This is a genomic window from Embleya sp. NPDC127516 (assembly GCF_044765325.1).
Taxonomy (GTDB): domain Bacteria; phylum Actinomycetota; class Actinomycetes; order Streptomycetales; family Streptomycetaceae; genus Embleya.
This window is the reverse complement of record NZ_JBIWJT010000037.1, coordinates 35,760-52,634: the sequence shown is the minus strand read 5'-3', so window position 1 is coordinate 52,634 and position 16,875 is coordinate 35,760. Positions and strand designations below refer to the sequence as shown.

Genomic DNA, 16,875 nt, shown 5'->3' with positions numbered 1-16,875 from the left:
GACCGGGACCGCCTCGCCGGGACCGCGATCGAACGTCCCGGCGCGCTGCCACCGCACACCTCGTCCAAGCCGAAGTTCGTGAACGGGCGTTCGAGTACCGCGTCGCCGTCGTGGGGGAGCGCCTGTTCGTCACGGAGATCCACGTCGACGTCCCCTACCTCGACATCCGCACCGCACCCGACGAACACACCACCTACCGGCCCGGAACACTGCGCGCCGCACTCGCGCGCCGCGTAGTGTCCGTCACCCGGAACTTCGGGCTCGTCTTCGCCGCCTGGGACCTCATCGCCACCCGAGACCACCGCGTCCTTGCTCTCGAACTCAACCCGGGAGGCCAGTGGGGCTTCGTCCCCGGCCACCACCACATCACCACCGCCATCGTCGACCACTTGGAGCACAGCATCCGATGACCACCCACCCACCCGCGGGCACGACCCCCGCGGCGTCGCCTGCCGACACCGACGAGACCCGCCGACTGCGCCACGCCATGGTCGACACGATGACCACCGAAGGCATCCGCCCCGACGTGCTGGACGCGTTCCGCGCCGAACCGCGGCACGTGTACGTACCCCGCTTCGTCCGCCGGGTCGAGACCGCCCCGCATACGTGGGAGACCCGCGTCTTCACCTGCGACCACCCCGACTGGACACGCGAGGTCTACACCGACCAGCTCCTGGTCACGGCGACGATGTTCGGCGACGACGGCCCACCGCTGTCGTCCTCCACCGTCCCCTCCCTGATGGCCGCCATGCTCGACGCCCTCGCCGTCGAACCCGGCATGCACGTGGTCGAGATCGGCGCCGGCACCGGCTACAACGCCGGCCTCCTCGCCCGCCTCGCCGGCGACGACAACGTCACCACCGTCGACATCGAACCCGACGTCGCCACCACTGCCCGCCGCGCCCTGACCGCGGCGGGACACCCGAACGTGACCGTCGTCCACACTGACGGCAGCCACCCACCCGCCGCGCCCCGCAGTCTCGACCGCCTCATCGCCACCTGCGGCGTGGACCGCGTCCTACCCGGCTGGCTCGCCGCCGTCAGGCCCGGCGGCCGCCTCGTGCTGCCGCTCGGTACCGGCATCGCCTGCCTGACGGTCGACGAACACGGCCACGCCGAAGGCCCGTTCCTGGCAACACCGGCCTATTTCATGGGCCTACGCACCACTGCGGGCACCAACAACATTCCCTACCCGGGCGACCCGACCGGATCCCGGGAGCCGTGCGCGATGCCGCTCGACGCGTGGCACGACGACGATCTCCGCTTCCCCCTCGGTCTCGCCCTGCTCGCGTCCGACCGAGGCCAACGCGACCTTCCCGACGTGCTGACCCTGTGGGCCGGTGACGGCTCCGTCGCCACCATCCACGCCGACGGCACCAGCCGCCAGTCCGGCCCGCGCCGCCTCGCCGACGAACTCGCGAACGTCCGGCGCGACTTCGAGAGCGCCGGCAGACCCGGGCGTGAGCACCACCGGCTCCGGATCGACTCACAAGGACGCCACACGACCTCGTTCACGCCCTCGGCGTAGCCCGCCGATGCGCCGGCCCCGCAGGACAATCACCTCGGTCGGGCCGGTACTCCGTTGTGGTCGAACCGCCCGGGCCGCGTCCGGGAGCGGGCCGAGCGGTCCCTTGGCTGCGGTGCCGTGCCGTGGCGTCGGCCGGTGGCGATTCGCGCACTCGCCCCGCCCGTCTGGCCACTTGAAGGCTGCACGCCATCCGTCGGGAGCAGCGCTGAAGGCGGTGATCCGGGGTTCCGAAGTCATGTCGATCAGGGTCCCAGGCACGCGCCTCGGTGGTACAGGGATTCGCTTCCCTATCGGCCGCCTCCGCCTGCAGCCACGCCAGGACCAGACGCAATGCCCGCGGGGCAAAAGGCGGCGACGCAGAAAAGCCGGCGACGTAGTCGGTGGTGCCTGCGACAGTGATTCGGTGGACATGCGGAAGATCGACGAATGGGATCCGACAGTTGGCGTCGGCGCCCGCCACCACACCGTGCCGCGGTTCCTGATCGAGCCGTTCGCCGATACGCGCGGGCGTGTGTGGGTCCGAGACCGCCGCACGGGCCGGCCTGGGCTGCGCATGCCGGCGGACTTGGCTGTGAAGGACTTCTACACTTTCATCCACGTCGACGGTTACCCCGACGGGCGTATGGAGCAGCTCCTGGCCTCGGTGGAGGCGAGCGGCGCGGCAGCCCTACGGTTCCTGGCCGCCCCCGGGAGGGCCTCTTCCCCCACGGCCCGCCGCGCCGCGGAGGCGGACCTGGGCACACTGGTCGGATTCCCGGTGGTCCGCGGCCAGTACGATCGCCTTCGGCGGGTGGCCCGTCCCCGGCCGGTCTCCAACGTGCGGGGCGGTACGTATCCCAGACGGGTCAGCTCGATGGGGACATGTTCGTAACGTCCCTCCAACCGATACCCCCACCCCGGCCGCTCCCCCTGGGCACGGTCCGGATCCAAGACGGCTTGGTGGCGGGTGCGGCGATCGGGCGCTTCGCGGGCGGTCCGCGTCGGTGTGTCGGCATCGTGGGAGGCGGGAAGGAGCGGAATTCCTTACTGTCGTCTACTCGCCGGGTGGTTCGGCGACGGCCGTGGCCGTCAGGGTGATGGGTCCTGTGTCGGGGATCGGTTGTGGTGGCGAGGTGTCGACGGGCAGTGGTGCGGAGAGTCCTTCCCGCAGTCCGGCCGCGAGGAGTGCCGTGGACGACCGTGTCGTGGGGGAGGTCGAGGCCGAACACGGACTCCGCCATGCGCAGTTCGCAACCCCGCGTCGGGGCGTCGTCGTCGGGTGTCGTGCCGTGCGGGGTGAGGAGTCCGGCGGCGATCATGTGGGGGAGGAGCCGGTCGGGGTCCGTGCCGATGCGGTCCTCGGGAGCGTCTTCCTCGAAGCCGCACACGATCGCGCCGTTCTGGGCGTGGAGCAGGTACGCGACGGGGTTGCAGTCGCTGTACACCAGGACCGCCTCGGTGCCGGTGGAGACCGCGGCCAGGACACCCTCCTCGAATCCGCGGTTTCCGGTGGTTTCCACGGCGTACGCCCACCCGCGCGAGGTGCCGGCCCGGATGGTCTCCACCCCGGTGTCGAAGTACGTCTCGGTGGCGTCGACGAGCCCCATCGGCGCGGCCGTGCCGGGGTCGCAGCCCATCCGGGTCAGCAACTCCAGGGGCTCCAGCCCCCGGGCGAACGTCACGCAGTAGTCCGATCCGAACTCGCGGGCCTCACGCAACCACGCGATACCGTCCCAGGCACTCATGCACACACCGTAGAGCCGGTATCCGACACCCGCCGCGCCCCACACGTGGGGAACATGCCCCGACCCACCCGCGATCCGTGAGGCAGTGTCGGTGCGTTCGAGGTCGTACACGAGCAACGCCCGCAGTCGGGCGACCTTTGCGTAAGACGAGCCAGGGGGCACACGGACGGTGCGGTGGCGGCGGCTTCGAGCATGTGCCCTGTCAGGGGAGGGTTGGGCACGTCGGGGGGCGTTTTGATCCTGCGGGAGCGCCCGGGCGCGGCGCGGCTTGTTCCAGGACCTTGGCCAAGGCCGAGTAGTTAGCGTTTTCGCAGGTCACGCGAGGGGTTCTTCGTCCTCCGCGAGCGGCCCGTCCCGCTCCGGATCGTGCCCCGCGACCCACTCCTCGCTCCACCGCTCCAGAAATGGCCGCCACGCCGTGCGCTCACCCATCGTCCCGGTCCCTCCTCACCGACGGTCCGCCATCACCCACCACAGGGATACGACAACCGCCTTCGCGGGTGTGTCCTCAGATGTCGAAGCACTCCCTGCTCGTACCCCCCGCCGGAATGAAGCACAGTCGTAGTCCGGTCCGGGCCGGGGCGCCGATCATCGGGGTGAAGCGGTAGGCGTCGGTGTCGGTGGTGTGGGTGACGACGAATCGCTGCGGACGGGTGCCGAGGGCAGAGATCTCGATCGTGTCCCCGACCTTCGAGTGCCAGATCCGGCCCCACGCGGCGGCACATACCGAGCTGTAGCGGACCTCCACGCGCGTACCGGTCGCGGTGTGGTGCTGTGCTCCGAGCGAGTCGTCCCGGCCGGGCAGCCCGCAGGACATCTCGTCGGGGTCCCTCCCGTCACACGTATCCGCGCGGCATCCGGGAGCGGGGTCCAGTACGGGGGAGCGCAGAATCGGCGGCGGTCCCGCGTCGTGGCTCCGCAGGGCCGTCAGCACCGGGATCGAGGCGATGGTCGCCGCGGCCACGCCGGTGACGACGAGGACGAACAACCACCCGTGCCGAGGCCGTCGTTGCACGCCCGTGTTGCCAGTGGGGACGGTGGGGGCCGATGCGGGCGTGGGCAGGGACGGTGACGGGGGCGACGGCGCGGGTGCGGGTGGGCCGGCGGGGCGGGCCTGGCGGGCGCGTCCACTCCATTCGGCGTCCGCCAGTTCCCACAGCGCGAGCAGTCGTCCGGTGGGCTCGCCCGCGATCGCGCACAATGCCTCGACGGCGTGGCGGGGTACCGGCGTCTTGCCATTGAGACAGCGTTCCCACGACGACTTGCTGTACGCGGTGCGTTCGGCCAGCGCGGCCAGGCTCAGGCCCGTACGCGCCCTCAGCTCGCGGAGCCCTTCGGCCAGTGCCGCGCACTCCGGCGCGGGAGCGCTCATCCGCGCAGCACCTGCCAGGTGTGGGGGCCCACGATGCCGTCCGCCGGCAATCCGGCCTCCTTCTGCATGCGCATCACGGCCGCGATGGTCTGTTGCCCGTACACCCCGTCGACGATGCCCGGATCCATCCGGTGATGGTCCAGCAGGCACTGGGCCTCCACCACGTCCCAGCCCGGTCCGGCGAGCTCGACGGTCCGGGTGGCGCTGTATCCGGCGGACAGCCCCCCGTCCACCGCGTCGGCCCTACGAACCTCGCAGGGGTAGGACTTGCCCGGCTGGAAGCGGTAGCGGCCGGGCCCTCCGGCGGTGGTCGGAGGACCGTCGGTCGGGCGCGGGCCCAGGGTCCCCACCCCCGTTGTGTCCCTGCGGCGTCCGTCGTCGTCGCCCCGGGGCTGGCCGATCAGCATGCCGACGCCCACCCCCACGAGCGCGGCGATCACGACGGCGGCGAGGACGACGGGCCGGCGTACGCCCGACGGTCGGGCCGTGCCGGGCGAGTCCTCCGAGGCGGCGGGCTCCTCCGAGGCGCCGGCTCGCTCCGCCGCCGGCGCGCGATCCGGCGCCGGCGCGGAGCCCTCGACCGCACCGGAGTGCCCTGCCGTACCGAAATCCTCGGCCGGACCGGGCCCTTCGGCCGCGGCCCCGCCACGTGCTCCCGGCGCGGCTTCGTCCCGCACGACGGTCGCCGCGGTCGGCGCCGTCGACTGCCGCCAGGCCTCCTCGGCCACCTCGTGCAGCACCAGCAGCCGGACCGGATCCGCGCCCACGATCCGCGCCAGCTCCTCCACCACGTGCCGCGGCGGCAGCGCCCTGCCGTTGAGGCAGCGCTCCCACGACGAGCGGCTGTATCCGGTCCTGGCCGCGAGCGAGACCAGGCTCAGCCCGCTGCGGTCCTTCAAACTCCGTAACTGCACCACGAGTTGCCGAACCCTCCGGTCCAGCGAATCCGGTAATGCCTGCCAACGCGACATGCTCCACCCCGTACGGCGTCAAGGATCCCCAAGGTCTTCACCCTCTTGTTCTCCGGTGGCACACCGTCTGCACACGCTACGGGCCCGGCCGAGACGCCGCGCCGATTCCAGCGCACGACCCCGCATCGGTACGGACGTCCCGGCGCTGCCGCGTTCCGCCGGACGTCCCCGCAGGTCAGCGCCCCGAGCGTCCCACGGTGTTCCAACGGGACGGACTTCGCCGATCCGGCTCCGGAATGGCCGGCAAGCTCGGTGGTGCGAGCCGGACGGCGCGATCCACCACACATCGTCCTCGCATCCCCCGACCGCGTACCCCACGGGGGTGGGCGCGCGGACGCGGCGAGCAGGCGCGGCCCGGTCAACGCCCACCCACACGAAAACGGAGAGACCGATGCGTGTCATCACAAAGACCGTTCTTGGCGCGGATGGCGCTGGCAGGCCTGACGGGCAACGCTCTGCCGGCCGGCTCGACCGCCACCGCCGAGGAGTCCGTCTCCTCGGCCGCGGCGTGCAAGAAGTCCGTCAAGTTCGGGACACGTCCCGAACATGTTTCGAACAGGCCCGGAACTGTTCCCGGCCGGCCCGCTTGCCAGTCTGAGCGACGCCAACGGGTCGGCCCGACCACGGGACCGGACCCATTCGCGCCGAACGGATGGAGAGAACATGGAAGCCTGTCGAAGGATTCTCGCCGGCACGCTCGCCGGAGTCGCGGCCACGGTCGCGCTTGCCTTCGTGGCTCCACCGGCGCAAGCCGAGTCGCAAAGCACTGCGGCGACGACTCGGGTGCAACAGACCGACGGTCGCGTCGGGACCCTTGGCTTTGGCGAATGCGCAGACGTCCTCAGCGCAGCCGGCTACACCGTGTACTACGCGAGGGCGGCTGCCTGTTCCGTGGGAACGGTGGGCACCGTAAGCGCGATCGCGGCACGTGGTGTCGCACTCACATCCACGTTCGTGATGCCGTTCGTCGCCGGAGCGGCCTGCGCCGCAGCAGCCCTTCCGTAGCCCCCGGCTGACCGCCTCGAGACATCTTCCTCGTGGCAACCCTGGAACTCCTGCTCTGCACCCACGACTCCGGATTGGCGCCGGCCGCCGGCGCCCGGCAGCGACACCCTCCTGGCGCGTTCGCGCCATCCATCTCCGGCCGAGAGGACCGATCGTGCGCAATTCGGCATGCACTGACGGGACATGGCAAGTGGCATCCGCCTCACCTCATCCCAGGCTGCGCCCAGGTGTGAGCTGCTATCGGGGGTTCCGGCTCGGCCCGGACCGACTGCACAGGGCCAAGGAAGTGCCCGTAGGTATGGCGGTGGCCCTGGTGATCCCCTTCGACGAGAAACTGCAACTCACCCCGTCGCAGTTACCTTCGGGGCCGGTGGACGCGAACGCCTCGACCTCCCCGATCGGCGGCCCGAAGACCAGCAGGACGGGCGAGGAGGACAATGGCTGCTGGTCCGAAGTGGAGGTGACCTTCGCCCCCTGGGCCGCTCTCACGATCTTCGGTACAACCCTGCAGCAGTTGGCGAACGTGGCCATCGAGCCTCGCGCATTGCTCGGCCCCCGCGCCGACGACCTCACTGAGGCGCTCGCGACCGCGGTGGGCTGGAAGGAACGCTTCGCTCTGCTCGACGTCGTGCTCACCGAATGGGCCCGGAGTGGCCCTGCGTCCTCGACGCGCGTGGCCTGGGCCTGGCAGGAACTCGCCCATAGGGCCGGCGCCGTTCCCATCCCGGCACTCGCCCGAAGGGTGGGATGGTCGCAGCGACAGCTGGAGAAACGATTTCGGGAACAGATCGGCCTCACTCCCAAAGCCATCGCTCGCGTCTTTCGGCTTCAACGCGCACTCCAACTTCTCGACAGCGGGCTTCCCTCGGCCGAAGTGGCGACGCTGGCGGGCTACCACGATCAGGCCCACTTCGGCCATGACTGCAAGGCGATGACCGGTCATGCTCCAGGTCGCTTTATTGCCTGCCGGGTATCCGGCAGTCCGGGCCCCTGGTCCGCGGACCGCGGCGAGGGGCAGGCCCCAGGCGTGCCGATGCCTGCCTCTGTCCGGACCGCAACCTCCGTCTGACGAGAGTGCGGTTAATTACAAGACGTCACCGGCCAGCTCGCGCGAGTCTCGTGCTGCGGGCGCTTCCGGCCCGGAACGAATCAAGCGAAGGAGTACGGACGTGTTCAAGAAGCTTGAATCGATGGGGGACAGCCTCCTCGAACGATTCGCCCCCAAGGTCGACGCGGCGGCAGCAGTACGCCGGTGCTGGAGCTGGCCGGCCTGCTACCAGTGCCAGAACCAGTGCGGCTACCACGCCTCCTGCACACGCTGCGACAGCGCTCCCAACCTCTACATCTGCGACTGCTGAGCATTCGCCCTCGACGGGGGCGGCGGCGCACGTCAACGCAGGCGTAGGACCAGGGGCACCGGGTTGGGTCTCGGAGCCCCTGGTCCCCCTCTCCCAAGCCGTGGGACGACGACGACACGGAAGACGACACGGAAGGTGTGCGGTGCACTATCTGGAGCTCGGGATCCGCTCCCTGATCGCAGTGGTGTTCCTTGCCTCGTCCGTCGGCAAGACGGCGGGGAGAGGCGCGTTCGGCGCGTTCGTAGCTACGCTGCGTGGTCTGGAACTGCTGCCGGCGAAGGCATGCCGACCGGTGGCACTGCTCGTGGTTGTCGCCGAATACGCCGTGTGGTTGCTGCTGTTGCTGGGTTCGACGACGGTCGCTGCGACCGGATTTCTGGTTGCGGCAGGGTTGCTGGTGATGTTCGCGACGGCGATCGCCCTCACGGCCCGTCGGGGCATCCGTCCACCGTGCCGGTGCTTCGGCGCCTCAACGACCCCACTCGGTGCCCGGCACATCGTGCGTAACGTCGTCCTCGCGGCCGTCGCGTGCCTCGGTGCGGTCACCGTACCGGCGACGAATACGTCTTCGGACCCCGGCGCACTTGTGGTGGCCATACTCGCCGGCCTGCTGTTGGGCGCGGTGGTTGCGCTGTTCGACGACATCCTCGAACTGTTCGAGCCCCTCGGCGACGGCCCGGGCGCTGCCCGGAGACGTCCATGACCCAGAAGGAGATTCACGATGCCCTTGTTGATCGCGGCCCTGACGCTCGTGGGTTCGCTGTGCCTGCTCAACCTGATCCTGACGGTAGGAGTGATCAAGCGGCTGCGTGAGCACACGGAGATGCTGGCCAACGTGGGCGGTGCGGGCAACGGCCGGGCCTCGATCACGGTGGGGGAGGAGGTCGGTGATTTCACGGCCTCCACGGTGGACGGTGAACAACTCGCCCGTGACCTCCTGGTCGGTGAGACACTGGTGGCCTTCTTCTCGCCCACCTGTAAGCCCTGCAAGGAGAAGCTGCCGAAGTTCCTGGACTTCGCGGCGACGCTGCCCGGTGGGCGCGACCGGGTGCTGGCAACGGTGGTCGGCGACACTGAAGCGTCCGCCGCGCTCGTCGCCGAGCTCACTCCGGTGGCGCGCGTGATCGTCGAGGAGTACGACGGGGCGCTGAGTGCCGCGTTCCAGGCCAAGGCGTACCCGACCTTGCTCATGGTCGCCCGGGACGGCGCCGGGCGGCTGGTCGTCACAGAGGACGAGGTCCGGCTGGGCCATCTCGCCATCGCATGACCGCCCTCGTGACCGAACAGCAGCCGCAGAAGCGGTCCGGCGCGGGGCGGCAGGCGGTCGCCGCGTTTTCGCTCGCCGTCCGGGCAGCTCCCGGCACACTCGCGCTGTACGCGGCGCTGGCACTGATCGTGGGTCTGCTTCCGGTGGTGGTCGCCTGGCTGACCAAGCTGGTGCTGGACCGCCTTGCCGCAGGTGCCGACGTCGGGGCCCTGACCGGGCTGGGAGTGGGACTCGCCCTGGCCGGACTGGTCACCGCGGTAGCTCCACAGGTGACCCGGTATCTGCGGGCGGGGATCGACCGGGAGGTGGGGATGGTCGCCCAGGACCGGTTGTTCACCGCTGTGGAGGGTTTCGTCGGACTGAGCCGGTTCGAGGACCCGCGTTTCCTCGACCGGCTGCGGTTGGCCCAGCAATCCGGCGGGACGGCCCCCACTCTGGTGGTGGACGGGGTCCTCGGCATGACCCGGGCGGCCCTCACCGTCACCGGTTTCCTCGGCTCGTTGATTCTGCTCAGCCCGATGATGACCGTGCTGGTGCTCGCCTCGGGAGTGCCGACTCTGCTTGCGGAAATTGCGCTGTCGCGGAGGCGGGCACGGATGTTCTGGGATGTCGGTCCCGTCGAGCGGCGGGAACTCTTCTACGGCCAGTTGCTGTCCAGTGTGGAAGCGGCCAAGGAGGTACGGCTGTTCGGCGCCGGTGCCTTTCTGCGGCACCGCATGCTGACCGAGCGCCGTACGGCCAACGCCGCGAAGCGGGCCATGGACAGGCGCGAGGTCGTCGTCCAGGCCGGGTTGGGAGTACTCGCCGCCCTGGTGTCCGGCGGTGGGCTGCTGTGGGCAGTTGGCGCGGCGCGGACCGGGGCGTTATCCGTGGGAGGCATCACCATGTTCGTGGCAGCGGTCGGCGGAGTGCAGGGCGCGCTCGCCGCACTCGCCGGCGAGGTGGCCCGCTCTCACCAGGCGGTGCTGATGTTCCGACACTACGCGACGGTCACCACGGCCGGTCCGGAGCTGCCGGTGCCCGCCGCACCTCGCGCGCTGCCTGAGCTGCGCGACGCGATCGAGCTGCGTGACGTGTGGTTCCGCTACTCGGAGGAGCATCCCTGGGTGTTGCGCGGCGTCAGCCTGCGCATACCCCACGACCAAGCGGTGGCACTGGTCGGGCTGAATGGCGCCGGTAAGTCCACACTGGTCAAGCTCCTGTGCCGGTTCTATGACCCCACCCGGGGGGCGATTCTGTGGGACGGCGTGGACTTGCGCGACACCGATCCGGTCGAACTGCGGCGGAGGATCGGCGCGGTGTTCCAGGACTACATGGAATACGACCTGACGGCGGCGGACAACATAGCCCTGGGCGGTCTGGGTTCCTCCGACAATCCGGACTCCCTCCCCGACGACCGTGTGCCGATTCAGGCCGCAGCGAAACGGGCGGGCATCCACCACAAGCTCGCAGGCCTGCCCCACGGCTACGACACGCTGCTGTCTCGCATGTTCTTCATGGAATCCGACAAGGACAATCCGGCCACCGGCGTGATGCTGTCGGGCGGCCAATGGCAACGGCTCGCCCTGGCTCGGGCTTTCCTGCGGGACGAGCAGGGCAAACGAGACCTGATGATCCTCGACGAACCCTCCGCCGGACTCGACGCCGAGGCCGAGCACGAGATCCACGCCGAGCTGCGGCGGCACCGCACGGGGCGGACCAGCCTGCTGATCTCGCACCGACTCGGCGCCGTGCGCGAGGCCGACCTTATCGTCGTGCTCTCCGAGGGATGTGTAGCCGAGCGGGGCGACCACGCCGCTCTCATGGCAACCGGTGGGGAGTATGCCCGATTGTTCACGCTTCAGGCAACCGGCTACCAGGACGACTCGGAAGCCGAATCAGTCTTCACTGGAGGAAACCGATGATCCCCGCGCGACCGCGCGACGGGACGCTGCGAGTCGCCGGAGTCACCAGGGTCGCGCTGCTTTGCGGAGCACCGGCAGCGCTTCTGGGGCTGGCGGGCCTGGTCGTCTCGGTACTGCAGGCGCGCAGGCTGGTCGTGGTAACCGTGCGTGGGGCGAGCATGGAACCGGCGTACCGCGATGGTGACCGGGTCCTCGTACGTCGTGACCTGGCCCCATCGCCGGGGCAGGTGATCGTGATGGAACACCCCGGTACCGGGATGGTTCCCGGCTCCGCCTGGTACGGCCCGCCCGTGGGGCGCACTGCACGGGCGCCCGCCATCACAGGGCGGCAGTGGTTGATCAAGCGTGTGGCGGCCGCACCGGGCGACCCCGTACCGCGCGACCGGTTCCCCGCCCTGGCTGGAGTGCTCGAAACCCGGGTCCCCGCCAGCAGTTTGGTCCTGCTGGGCGACAACGAGGAGATCAGCTTCGACTCCCGGCAAGCCGGCTACTTTCCGGCGGAGCGCGTGCTGGGGACGGTGCTTCGCCACCTGTGAGTGTGCGTTGTGGTGGCGGTGGTTGGTCGTCAGTCGAGTGGGGGTGTGGTGTGGGTGTTTGTGTGCTGGTCGGGGTGTGGATGACCGTGATCGTTTCGACTGTCACGGGGGTGACCATCGACTGACGTCGGGTGCTCAACACAAGCGGGTTGTTCTGTCATGGAGTTGCCCATTCCTGTGTCCGGGATCCGGGGGCACCGGTGTGCTTCTCTCATGGCGAGGGATCGGTCTTCGATATCGGTACATCCTGCTGCCGGTTTTTCGGATGCGGCCGTGGTGATGCGGCCGTTGGTGGTGCGGCGTCTGCTGGCCGTGAGCGAGGCCGGTGGTGTCACCCGCGCGCACGTGGCGGTAGCCGCCGAGGCGGTGGGGGTGTCGGAGCGCACGGTGTGGCGCTGGTTGGCGGCAGCGCGCGCCTCGGGCCACGCGGACCCGCCGGGACGTGACCGGTTCACGTTGGACGATGCCCTCTGGGCGTGTCTGGCGGACCTGGGCGGGAACGTGAAGGCCTTGCACCGCTGGATGTGCGCCCGAGCCGACAGGAACACCGAAGGCGAAACCCCCTCGCAGCCGCCCCGGGTCGTGTCGTTGACGACGCTTCATCACGCGGTACGTCGTGATCTCCGCTCGGGACGTGTGCTTCGGATCGCGCGTCCGATCCACGGGTCGGCCGCGGACGGCTACGACCGCGCGTTGACCTGGCCCTGCCGGGAACGGTGGACGAACGGGGCCGGGCCACGCCGCCGATTCCGGCTGTGGAAGCCGTTCGGGGGACCGATCCGAACGCGGGGCCGGCACCCATCGATGATGGTGTGCGGCTGTACGCGCCCGGCGCGCACCTGGTGTCGACACGCCAACTCGGCCAGGTCGCCGAAGCACTCACCCATACCGTCGCCGCCCGCGGGATCGCCTGCGTCTACGGCGACCCCGGCCACGGCAAGATGGTCGTCGTTCACCAAGCGTTGCGTCTGCTGCCCAGGCGGGTCCCGGTTCATCGCGCGCAGGTGGGGGTCAAACCCGCGCTGCCCCAGTTGCGCGCCGCGTTGCTCACGGCGTTCGGCTTGCCGGCCGCCCACTTGACGAACCGCACCGACGCGGCCGACCGCGTGCTCATCGAGGCGCTGAAGGAGCCGGGCGTCCTGGTCGTCGACGACGTCCAGCGTATCGCCGCTCCCGAGCTGGACTATCTGCGCCTGCTGGTCGACGCGTCCACCACCCGGACGTCGTTGGTGTTGTGTGGAGCCGGCGCCGAGCGCACCCTCGCCCGGGCTCCCGCGCTGGCTTCCCGCGTCTTGACCCGGCAACAGGTGCCGCGTCTGGACGCGTCTCAAGTCCCGGGCGTGCTGCGCCTGTTCCACCCGCTGTGGGATGCCGTGGCCGACGAGGATGTGGCCCATGCGGACCAGACGTGCGCGCGGGGGAACTTCCGTGCCTGGGCGAAGATCACGTCCCACCTGTATCCCGTTCGTCACCGCGACTCGGGCAAGAACGTGGACCGCGCCCTCCTGGCCTGGGCCTGCTCCCGCCCGGGCCCGCCCTTGTGACGACATACCGCCCCCCGTACGGCCAACCGCGATCGAAGGACGAACCGTGGGCCCGGACGACACGCACCGGCAGGCCGACGAGACCCGTCTCGTCCCTGTCGCCTCACCGGAACTCGACGCCATTTCGCGGACGGCATTGCGGGCGCCGGCCGTGAGAAGCCTCCTGGACTTGCGTTCCCGGCGTGAACTCACCACCGGTCACGTCCGTACGACGGCGCAATGTCTGGGAGTGTCGGAGCGCACGGTGTGGCGATGGCTGGCCGATGCCACCACCACGCCCGCGCACCCGGGTGCCCGCGGCGACGACCGGTTCGAGATCACCCCGGACATCCGGGTGTTGCTGGCGTACTGGCGCGGCAACGCCTCCGCGGTCCACCGTGAGCTCGTCACCCGCGCCCGTACGGGCGCCAGGCCGGGCGGCGCGCCGCAGGCCGCCGCGCCGTTGCTGGATCCGGTGCCGTCGTTGTCGACGTTCCTGCGCGCACTGCGCCGGGATCTGACGGCGGGGGAGCGGGTCGGCTACCGCAAGGGTCCCGAAGCCGCCCGCGCGTTGGACGTGTTCGCCAAGCGTCCCCGGACCTGGCGCAACCACACCTGGGAAGCCGACCACGTCCAGGCCCCGCTGCGTGTGGACGCCGACGGCGACCTCGTCCACCCGTATGTCACGTGGTTCATCGATTGCGCGACCAAGGCGATCACCGGCGTCACCGTCACCCCCGGCTACCCGACGCGGGCCTCGGTCCTGGCCGCGTTGCGCTCCGCGATCGTGCGCACCGACCCCTACGGCCCGTTCGGCGGGCTGCCCGAGCACGTGCGGTTCGACCGCGGCAGGGACTTCCTCTCCCGCACCGTGACCACCGCGCTCACCGCCCTGGACGCCGACATCACCGTCCTGCCGCCCTACAGCCCCCACCTGAAGGGCGGCATCGAGAACCTCACCCACTGCGTGGAGACGATGCTGTTCGCCGCACTGCCCGGCCACACCCCCAAACAACCCCGCCGACGACCCGACCGCACACCCACAGGCCCCGCGCAGTCCTTCCGCGACTTCACCGCCGAACTCCCGGCCTGGGCGACGTGGTGGAACACCGAGCACCGCCCCGCCGCCCTGAACGGCGCCACCCCACTACAGGCATGGCAGGCCGACCCGACCCCGCTCAACGACATCCCCGCGGCGGACGTATGGTCCTTCACCCTCGAAGACGACGGCCGCACTCGAACGATCACCAGCCACGGTGTGTGCTTCCGCAACCGCGACTACATCGCCGACTGGATGACCGGGCAGGCCGGCCGCGAGGTCAGGGTGCGGTTCACGCCCCACCACACCCACGAGATCGAGGTCTGCACCCTCCACGGCCGCCGCCTGGGCACCGCACACCTCGCCGACCAGGCCACCGACGAACAACGCACCGCACTGCGCCGCGCCCGCGCGGCCCGCGCCCGTCGCCTGCGCGCCGAGGCCAAAGCCGCCGAGCAACTGCGCCGGGACCGATTCGCCCCGGTCACCCAGCCCACCCCGGCACACCGCCTGGACGCCATCACCGTGCCCGAGGCCGCCCGGGAACTCGCCCACCACCACGAAGACGACCTCGCCCGACTGGCGCTGCCCGACCTGATCCCGCCCGCCCCGCCCCCGGCCGACTGGGCCACCCCCGACACGCTCAAAGCCCGCACCCGGCCCACCGACTCGGCACCCACCCCCGCCCAAGAGGACCCCAGATGACCCCTCGCCTGCCGCCCGCGCCCACCGACCAATACGTCCGCCTGCCCGATGCGCGTCTGGTGACCACCCGCGCGCTGCTCACCGTGCGGGAAAACCTGGCCGACACGATCGCCGCCCGCGCGATGACGTGCATCCACGGCGGCGCCGGCTTCGGCAAGACCGTGGCGGTCACCAGCTGTCTGCGCGAACTCGAACCCGACCAGGACATCCACCGCATCACCTTCCACGCCCGTCCCACCACCCGCGCGGTGCGCCACGAGCTGTTCACCAGCCTCGGGCTGCCGGGCCGGCCCCCGCGCTACGCCGGCGAGTTCGACCACCTCCTCAAGACCGAACTCGCCGCCCGCCCCCGCACCCTCGTCCTCGACGAGGCACAGTGGCTCTCCAGCGACCAACTGGAATACGTCCGCTACATCTGGGATGACCCGTACACCCAGGTCGCGATCGTCTTCGTGGGAAGAGAAGGCTGCCACCAGACCCTGCGCAAGGAGCCGATGCTGTCCTCCCGGATCTTCATCTGGCAGCGCATCAGCCGTCTCACCCCCGAGGAGGTCCTGGACGTCATCCCGCTCTACCACCCCATCTGGGCCGACGCCGACCGGAACGACATCGCCTACGCCGACCAGCACGCCGCCCACGGCAACTTCCGCAACTGGGCCCGCCTGACCGCCCACGCCCACACAGCCCTCGAACCCACCGGCCGTACCCGCGTCGACCGGGAGGTGCTCCGCTGGGCCTTCAGCCGTCTCGGCTCCACCGGCTCGAAGGCTTCGACTTTCCATGCTCTCGTCGTCATGTACATGTCGTCGGCCTGGCACAGCATGGGGTCGCTGCGTACCCCGGTCGACGTGGTCGAGGCCCTGCACCGCGCGGGCCGAACCGAGGACACGGTCAAGGTGTTGCGCCATCCCGGCATCTCGATGCGGCAGGAACGCCGCAGTCTGCGCAGACAACTGCGCAACCAGGGCCTGGCGCACCTTGCCCACCACCTCTACCGCCGTCCGAAGCGCCGCCCCGTGCTCCCCGCGGTGTGGTGCCCACCGCCCGGATACCGCAGGCACATGGAAAGCCCCATGACCGTGGATCAATACGTCGACGAGGGCGGCGGGTTCGCCATGGTCGCCTCCCTCGGCCTCGCCGCGCCCTGGCTCGCCGTCATGGTGTTCGGCCTGCCCCGCTGTGGGCTCTCGCCGCGACCGCGGCGATCGCCGCGCCGCCGCTCCTCCTGTGGGCGTGGTCCAGGCCGACACCGGGAACCGATCGCACCTGGTGGTACGGCTTCCCCAGCCGGGCCCGCGCGCGCCACCACCACGGGGACTACGACTTGTTCACTCTCCCCGGTCCGCCGGCGGGTTCCTCCGGCAGGGAGATCGTGCCGTGGACACCCCCACCGGGCAACGTCGGCCCCCACCCCACAGGCCGACACGAGGACTCCGTGGCGTACCTGATCCGAACCACCGGCAGATTCCGCCTCGTCCCCACCCCCACCGCCCGCCCACGACACACCGATCCCGCACCGCAACGCCCTCCACATCCACGTCGCAGTAAGCCCCACAACCCGGCCCCGAGCTTCCCCGTCGGAAGGTCGCCAAAGGGCATTGGCGGCCCCGCAACACCCCGATTGCCACGGCCGGCTCCGGAACTCGAAGCCCCCCATCGAGCACGCGAGCCACCACCGTGCGGTCCTCGCGAGCACCGGACGGGCCGGCGATGACCCGAACGCCGCAACGTACGTCCGCATCCCACACCGCCTCGATCACGTCGGGACGTTCGCCGGCGCCGGGTCAGGACAGGTGGCGCGTAAGGGGCACGGCGTCGGGTCGTCCTTTCCCGGGGTTCCGCCGCTGCGCCCGCCGTGTTCCCGCCCGAGTTCCGGCGCCGGACGGTGTGTCGCCCCTGGACGAGTGGGTCGATCGATCGGCCGCCTGGTCTCGCCCGGGCTA

15 protein-coding genes and 1 pseudogene are annotated in these 16,875 nt (G+C 70.5%); 13 read left to right on the top strand and 3 right to left on the bottom strand.

The window, feature by feature from the left end:
* The first annotated feature begins 110 nt into the window (after positions 1-110).
* The 3 genes from ACIRL2_RS43375 (at position 111) to ACIRL2_RS43365 (ending at position 2,399) form a co-directional block, all read left to right on the top strand.
* Entirely contained in the window at positions 111-410 is a 300-nt protein-coding gene (locus ACIRL2_RS43375) for a hypothetical protein (RefSeq protein WP_402240061.1), read from the top strand.
* Positions 407-1,528, top strand: coding sequence for a methyltransferase domain-containing protein (locus ACIRL2_RS43370; protein ID WP_402240059.1), 1,122 nt, complete (start codon positions 407-409; stop codon positions 1,526-1,528). The genes ACIRL2_RS43375 and ACIRL2_RS43370 overlap by 4 nt, the downstream gene beginning before the upstream one ends.
* 409 nt (positions 1,529-1,937) lie before the next feature.
* Entirely contained in the window at positions 1,938-2,399 is a 462-nt protein-coding gene (locus tag ACIRL2_RS43365; protein WP_395871288.1) for a DUF4238 domain-containing protein, read from the top strand.
* Here ACIRL2_RS43365 and ACIRL2_RS43360 read toward each other — a convergent pair.
* From ACIRL2_RS43360 to ACIRL2_RS43350, 3 genes are all read right to left on the bottom strand, one after another.
* Entirely contained in the window at positions 2,374-3,252 is an 879-nt protein-coding gene (locus ACIRL2_RS43360; protein WP_395871202.1) for a DUF6461 domain-containing protein, read from the bottom strand. The two genes, ACIRL2_RS43365 and ACIRL2_RS43360, sit on opposite strands and share 26 nt — an antisense overlap.
* A 508-nt stretch (positions 3,253-3,760) precedes the next feature.
* A complete protein-coding gene (locus ACIRL2_RS43355; protein ID WP_402240056.1) occupies positions 3,761-4,624 on the bottom strand; it encodes a helix-turn-helix domain-containing protein in 864 nt (287 codons plus the stop codon).
* A complete protein-coding gene (locus ACIRL2_RS43350; protein ID WP_402240054.1) occupies positions 4,621-5,523 on the bottom strand; it encodes a peptidoglycan-binding protein in 903 nt (300 codons plus the stop codon). Before ACIRL2_RS43350 ends, ACIRL2_RS43355 begins: the two co-directional genes overlap by 4 nt.
* 1,375 nt (positions 5,524-6,898) lie before the next feature.
* Between ACIRL2_RS43350 and ACIRL2_RS43345 the strand changes: the two genes are divergently transcribed.
* The 10 genes and pseudogenes from ACIRL2_RS43345 to ACIRL2_RS43300 all read left to right on the top strand — a co-directional run bounded on the left by ACIRL2_RS43345 (position 6,899) and on the right by ACIRL2_RS43300 (position 16,380).
* Positions 6,899-7,669, top strand: coding sequence for a helix-turn-helix domain-containing protein (locus ACIRL2_RS43345; protein WP_402240051.1), 771 nt, complete (start codon positions 6,899-6,901; stop codon positions 7,667-7,669).
* 100 nt (positions 7,670-7,769) lie between these two features.
* The gene (locus ACIRL2_RS43340; protein WP_380028313.1) at positions 7,770-7,958 is read left to right on the top strand and encodes a hypothetical protein; all 189 of its coding nucleotides are present in this window, start codon (positions 7,770-7,772) and stop codon (positions 7,956-7,958) included.
* A 142-nt stretch (positions 7,959-8,100) separates the two neighbouring features.
* Positions 8,101-8,661: a MauE/DoxX family redox-associated membrane protein gene (locus tag ACIRL2_RS43335; protein ID WP_402240049.1), complete on the top strand. Its 561-nt coding sequence runs from the start codon at positions 8,101-8,103 to the stop codon at positions 8,659-8,661.
* 18 nt (positions 8,662-8,679) lie between these two features.
* A complete protein-coding gene (locus tag ACIRL2_RS43330; RefSeq protein ID WP_395871211.1) occupies positions 8,680-9,225 on the top strand; it encodes a TlpA disulfide reductase family protein in 546 nt (181 codons plus the stop codon).
* Positions 9,222-11,129, top strand: coding sequence for an ABC transporter ATP-binding protein (locus ACIRL2_RS43325; protein WP_395871213.1), 1,908 nt, complete (start codon positions 9,222-9,224; stop codon positions 11,127-11,129). Before ACIRL2_RS43330 ends, ACIRL2_RS43325 begins: the two co-directional genes overlap by 4 nt.
* Entirely contained in the window at positions 11,126-11,665 is a 540-nt protein-coding gene (locus tag ACIRL2_RS43320; protein WP_355546266.1) for a S26 family signal peptidase, read from the top strand. The genes ACIRL2_RS43325 and ACIRL2_RS43320 overlap by 4 nt, the downstream gene beginning before the upstream one ends.
* Before the next feature lie 159 nt (positions 11,666-11,824).
* Positions 11,825-12,085: pseudogene (locus ACIRL2_RS43315) on the top strand (hypothetical protein); the annotation flags it as partial.
* Positions 12,086-12,477: 392 nt separating this feature from the next.
* Positions 12,478-13,209: an ATP-binding protein gene (locus ACIRL2_RS43310; RefSeq protein ID WP_402240045.1), complete on the top strand. Its 732-nt coding sequence runs from the start codon at positions 12,478-12,480 to the stop codon at positions 13,207-13,209.
* A 151-nt stretch (positions 13,210-13,360) separates the two neighbouring features.
* Complete coding sequence (locus tag ACIRL2_RS43305) at positions 13,361-14,932, top strand: Mu transposase C-terminal domain-containing protein (protein WP_402240042.1); 1,572 nt, start codon at positions 13,361-13,363, stop codon at positions 14,930-14,932.
* Complete coding sequence (locus ACIRL2_RS43300; RefSeq protein ID WP_402240040.1) at positions 14,929-16,380, top strand: AAA family ATPase; 1,452 nt, start codon at positions 14,929-14,931, stop codon at positions 16,378-16,380. Before ACIRL2_RS43305 ends, ACIRL2_RS43300 begins: the two co-directional genes overlap by 4 nt.
* Positions 16,381-16,875 lie beyond the last annotated feature (495 nt).